Source organism: Empedobacter sp. GD03739 (assembly GCF_029843245.1).
Classification (GTDB): domain Bacteria; phylum Bacteroidota; class Bacteroidia; order Flavobacteriales; family Weeksellaceae; genus Empedobacter; species Empedobacter falsenii_B.
The window spans coordinates 1-4,695 of record NZ_JAOCHX010000087.1 but is presented as its reverse complement, the minus strand read 5'-3'; the positions used below and the strand labels follow the sequence as shown (position 1 = coordinate 4,695).

Annotated in this window: 2 protein-coding genes; both read left to right on the top strand. The window is 31.4% G+C overall.

Annotated elements, in window-relative coordinates:
* Positions 1-270 precede the first annotated feature (270 nt).
* On the top strand, positions 271-3,267 hold the full coding sequence (locus N5E64_RS15430; protein ID WP_280038271.1) for a SusC/RagA family TonB-linked outer membrane protein: 2,997 nt from the start codon (positions 271-273) through the stop codon (positions 3,265-3,267).
* Positions 3,268-3,278: 11 nt separating this feature from the next.
* Positions 3,279-4,643, top strand: coding sequence for a RagB/SusD family nutrient uptake outer membrane protein (locus N5E64_RS15425; RefSeq protein ID WP_280038270.1), 1,365 nt, complete (start codon positions 3,279-3,281; stop codon positions 4,641-4,643).
* The last annotated feature ends 52 nt before the right edge of the window (positions 4,644-4,695 follow it).

The window sequence follows — 4,695 nt, the reverse complement described above, 5'->3', positions numbered from 1 at the left end:
ATTTTATTGTCTCGAAATTTGAGTTTTAATATTTTTTTAACTTTTTTCATATATCAATACTTTAATATAGTTAATTTGTTGTAAGTTGTATTTGATAAATATTGCATCTATTTTCGGTTATTTGTAAAAAAATATAGGTTGTATTATTAATAATATACCTTTATGAGGAAAAAATATTTAAATACTTGATAAATAAAAAAAATACGTAAATTTTTGGAAATCTTAAAAAAAAGTTAGAGTTTTGTCTAAAATGTTATAAAATATAAAACTATGAGGAGAAGATTAACATCTTTGGGCTTATTAGCTTTCCTAGGACTAGGAACAGTGGCTTTTGCTCAAGTTACAGGTACTGTTAATGATGCTTCAAATTTGCCAGAGGCAGATATTGAGGTTAAAGTTAAGGGTACAGATAAAGTAACTTATACAGATGAAAACGGAAATTTTAATATTGATGCTAAAGTAGGTGATACTTTAGTCATTAATGGAAAAGAATTTAAAGTAACTTCTACTAATTTAGGAACTTTAAATTATTCAAATAAATCTGATGTAGATTTAGGAGAAGTTGTAGTTGTTGGATTCGGTCAAACAAAAACTATTCAAGAAATTACAGGTGCTACAAGTACAATGTCATCTAAAGCAATTGCAGATGTTCCTGTAGCTTCTGTTGATAAAATGTTACAAGGACGTGTTTCTGGGGTACAAACAGGTAATGCTTCAGGACAACCTGGAGGTATGGCCAGTGTACGTGTACGTGGAATTTCTTCTATTAACGGGGTAACATCTCCAATTTGGATTGTTGATGGTGTACGTGTTTCTAGTGGTGATTTAACTAGAAATAATACGACTGGTAATATCTTAGCAAGTATGAATCCAGATGATATTGAAAGCGTAACTGTGTTAAAAGATGCTGTATCTACAGCTGTATATGGTGCAGATGCTGGTGCTGGTGTTATTGTTATTACTACAAAATCAGGAAGAAAAGGAGCTGCTAAATTTAATTTCTCATCTAGTATTGGTTGGAATGATAGAGCTGTTGATACATACAGAGGATTTACTGGCCAAGAATACAAAGATTATTTAAATGTAGCGGTAAACAACTACTTAGGTACTAGTTATACTAATGAGCAAATTGCTAATGGTGCAATTAACGCAACATTTGCAAATATTTTCAAATCACCTTATTCTACAAATTGGCAAGAAGAAACTATGAAAAAAGGTTTCCAACAAAATGTAGATTTTAATGTTTCGGGTGCAAATGATAAATTATCTTACTACGCTTCTGCAAACTACTTTAAGCAAGAGTCTGTTATTAAAAATTCTAACTATAAAAGGTTAGCATTTACAAATAAATTAACTTACCAAGCGACAGATAAATTAAAGTTAGCTACTGATATTCAATTATCTTATTCGAATATGGCAACTTTACCTGACGGTGGAGGTTTTGCAAATCCAATTTTATCATCATATTTCAATAGACCAACAGATCCAGCTTACAACGCTGATGGAAGTTACTATTGGAATCCTTCAACAAGTAGATTATCTAATAGCCAGTTTAACCCTGTAGCTTTATTAGATATGAACTATAGTAAAGCTCAGACGGCAAGGATTTTCGCTAACTTTAAAGCAGAATATGATATTTGGAAAAATATTAAATATACTTTAGTATTTGCACCAGAATATATTAATATTGAAGAAGATAAATATTATAACCCATTACACGGAGATGGTTTCTCTCGTGGGGGTATGAAAAATGATTACGTTAACAGATATTTTAATTTTAACGTACAAAATATCTTAAGTTGGAATAAAAAAATGGATGTACACAACTTAGGTGTGTCTTTAATCCAAGAAGCTTACAAATCTGATTACAAAGGATTAAATGCTTCAGGACAAACTGTAGGTTCTCCATCTTTAGAAACTTTATCTAACTTTGTAGTGCCATTAGGATACGGAGGTTCAAGAACTATCACATCTAGATGGGGATACGCAGCAACTGCTCACTACGATTATGATAAATTATTTTTATTAGATGCATCATATCGTCGTGATATTTTATCACAATTTATGCCAGGTCAAAAAGCAGGAGACTTCTGGTCTGTAGGTGCTGGATTTGATATTGCTCGTATGGGTAACATAAAAGGAAATGGTACATTATCAATGATGAAATTAAGAGCATCTTATGGTAAATTAGGTAATCAAGTTTCTGCAAACCCTTATGGATTATATTCTTACACAACTAACTATAATGATTTTGCAGCAGCAGGATATTCAGGAGTTAACAACCCTAACTTATCTTGGGAAACTGTAAACCCATTAAATGTTGGTATTGACTTTGGATTCTTAAAAGATAGAATTAAATTCTCTGCAGAGTATTTCCATAAAACAACTAAAGACTTAATTTATAGTTTACCAGTTTCAGGATCTCAAGGATTAACAAGTTATACTGATAACGTAGGAGAATTAGTAAATAAAGGTTTTGAATTCTCATTAAATGCAGATATTTTTAGAGGAGATCGTAACCAATTTAATTGGAATGTAGGATTTAACTTATCTACTTTAGATAACGAAATCACTGAATTATACGGTGGTGAAGTTAAAGGAAGTACTACTATCTTAAAAGAAGGTGAAGGAGTTAGAACTTACTATTTAAGAAAATGGGCTGGTGTAGATCCAACAAATGGAGATCCATTGTGGTATATCAACGGAAAAGATGGTGAGACTACAAATAATTATAACTTAGCTCAACAAGAAGTACAAGGATCATTTATTAGTGATATTTACGGAGGGTTTAATACAGCTATGGCATATAAAGGATTCTCATTAGATTTACAATTCACATTCGGGTTTGGAGGTAAAATCTATGATGATTGGGCAAGTTATACTTTTAGTGATGGACAGTACACTCTTAACTATCCAGGATATGGAGATGTAATGGGAGATTACTGGACACCAGAAAACACAACTGCTTCTAATCCAAAACCAGTTTATGGAGGAAACAAATTATCAAATAGAGCATCTACTCGTTTCTTATACGATGCAGATTACATCCGTTTAAGTAATGCACGTGTAGCTTACACATTTGATTCAAAAACATTATCAGGTAGTGGTTTAAACTCTGTACAGGTTTTCGTAATGGCTAACAATGCTTGGACTCACAATTTTGATGACAGATTAAAATTTGATCCAGAAACAAACATTGCAGGTTATACTAACTTAAGTTTACCAGTTTTAAAATCATTCTTATTAGGTGTTAACGTTAGTTTCTAAAATTATTTAAAATGAAAAAAAGATTATTTACCATAGCTCTACTATCAGCAACTGTATTATCATTTAACGTTTCGTGTAGTGATGATTTTGTTGAAAGAGAATTTTATCAAAATGTTGAACAGGCTCCATTAACTAGCCTACAAGAGATGCAAGCTTTTGTAAGAGGTGCTTTAGCTTCAATGCGTGCAGCTACTTATTATGGTGCTGATTTCTTAGCTTACGGAGAAGTTAGATCTGATAATATGTACAGTAACTTATCTGGAGGATATTATCAAAATGTTCAGAATTATACAATGATTTCTACAGATGGTTATGCATCTGGAACTTGGAATCAAGTTTATACGATGATTGCAAAAACTAATATTGCAATTAATGCAGATGTAAATTCTTTTGTTGGAACAGATTTAGATAAATCTAAAGCTAGATTTAATCAAGGACAAGCTCACGCTTTAAGAGCTCAAGGTTTCTTTGATTTATTAAGATTATACGGACAAAAATATACAGATGGAAACTTAGGAATTGTACTTCCTACTGTTTATGATCCAAAAGCTAAAATGCCAAGAGCAACTATTGCTGAAACTGAAGCTCAAATTGAAGCTGATTTTAATAAAGCTTTAGAGTTGATGACTTCAAATACATCAACAGTTGTAGGGAAAACTGACATTAATTTATCTTCAGTAAAAGGATTAATGTCTCGTTTTTACTTATATAAAGGTGATTATGCTAAAGTTAGACAATTAACTAATGAGATTGTTACAGCTGGTGGTTATAGTATCGCTGCTGAAGGTTTATTAGCTGAAACTTTTAAATATACAATGAATGGTGCAGCTCCTAATTCAATGTTCGAATTAGCAGTAGGACAAGTAAGTTCTTTAGGAACTACTTCTTACGGTTACCGTTTAAATCCTGCTGGATATGCAAATATTCAATTAAAAGCTGGTGTTAAAGATAATTTATATACATCTACAGATGTTAGACGTACATTAATTAACGCAAATAATTTTATTACTGGTAAATACACTAATATTTCTGGAAATGATAACGTTAAAGTTTTACGTTTTGAAGAAATTATTTTAAATGGTGTTGAAGCTGAATTAAATGGAGGAAGTGCTGCAAAAGCATTAACTTATTATAATTCTTTAATTACTCAACGCGGGTTAGCTGCTGTTTCAGTTGTGACAATGGACGATCTTAAAAAAGAAAGAGCAAGAGAGTTAATTGGAGAAGGACTTAGACAATGGGATTTATTAAGATGGGGAGATAAATCTTATGTTCCTGCAAAAGCAAATCCATTACATATAGCTTTCCCAATTCCAAGAGCTGAAATTAATATTGAAGGTACATTAATTAAACCAAACCCTGGTTACGAAAATTAATATATAAATTAAACCTCGAAGTTTACTTCGAGGTTTTTGTTTTTTTTATGTT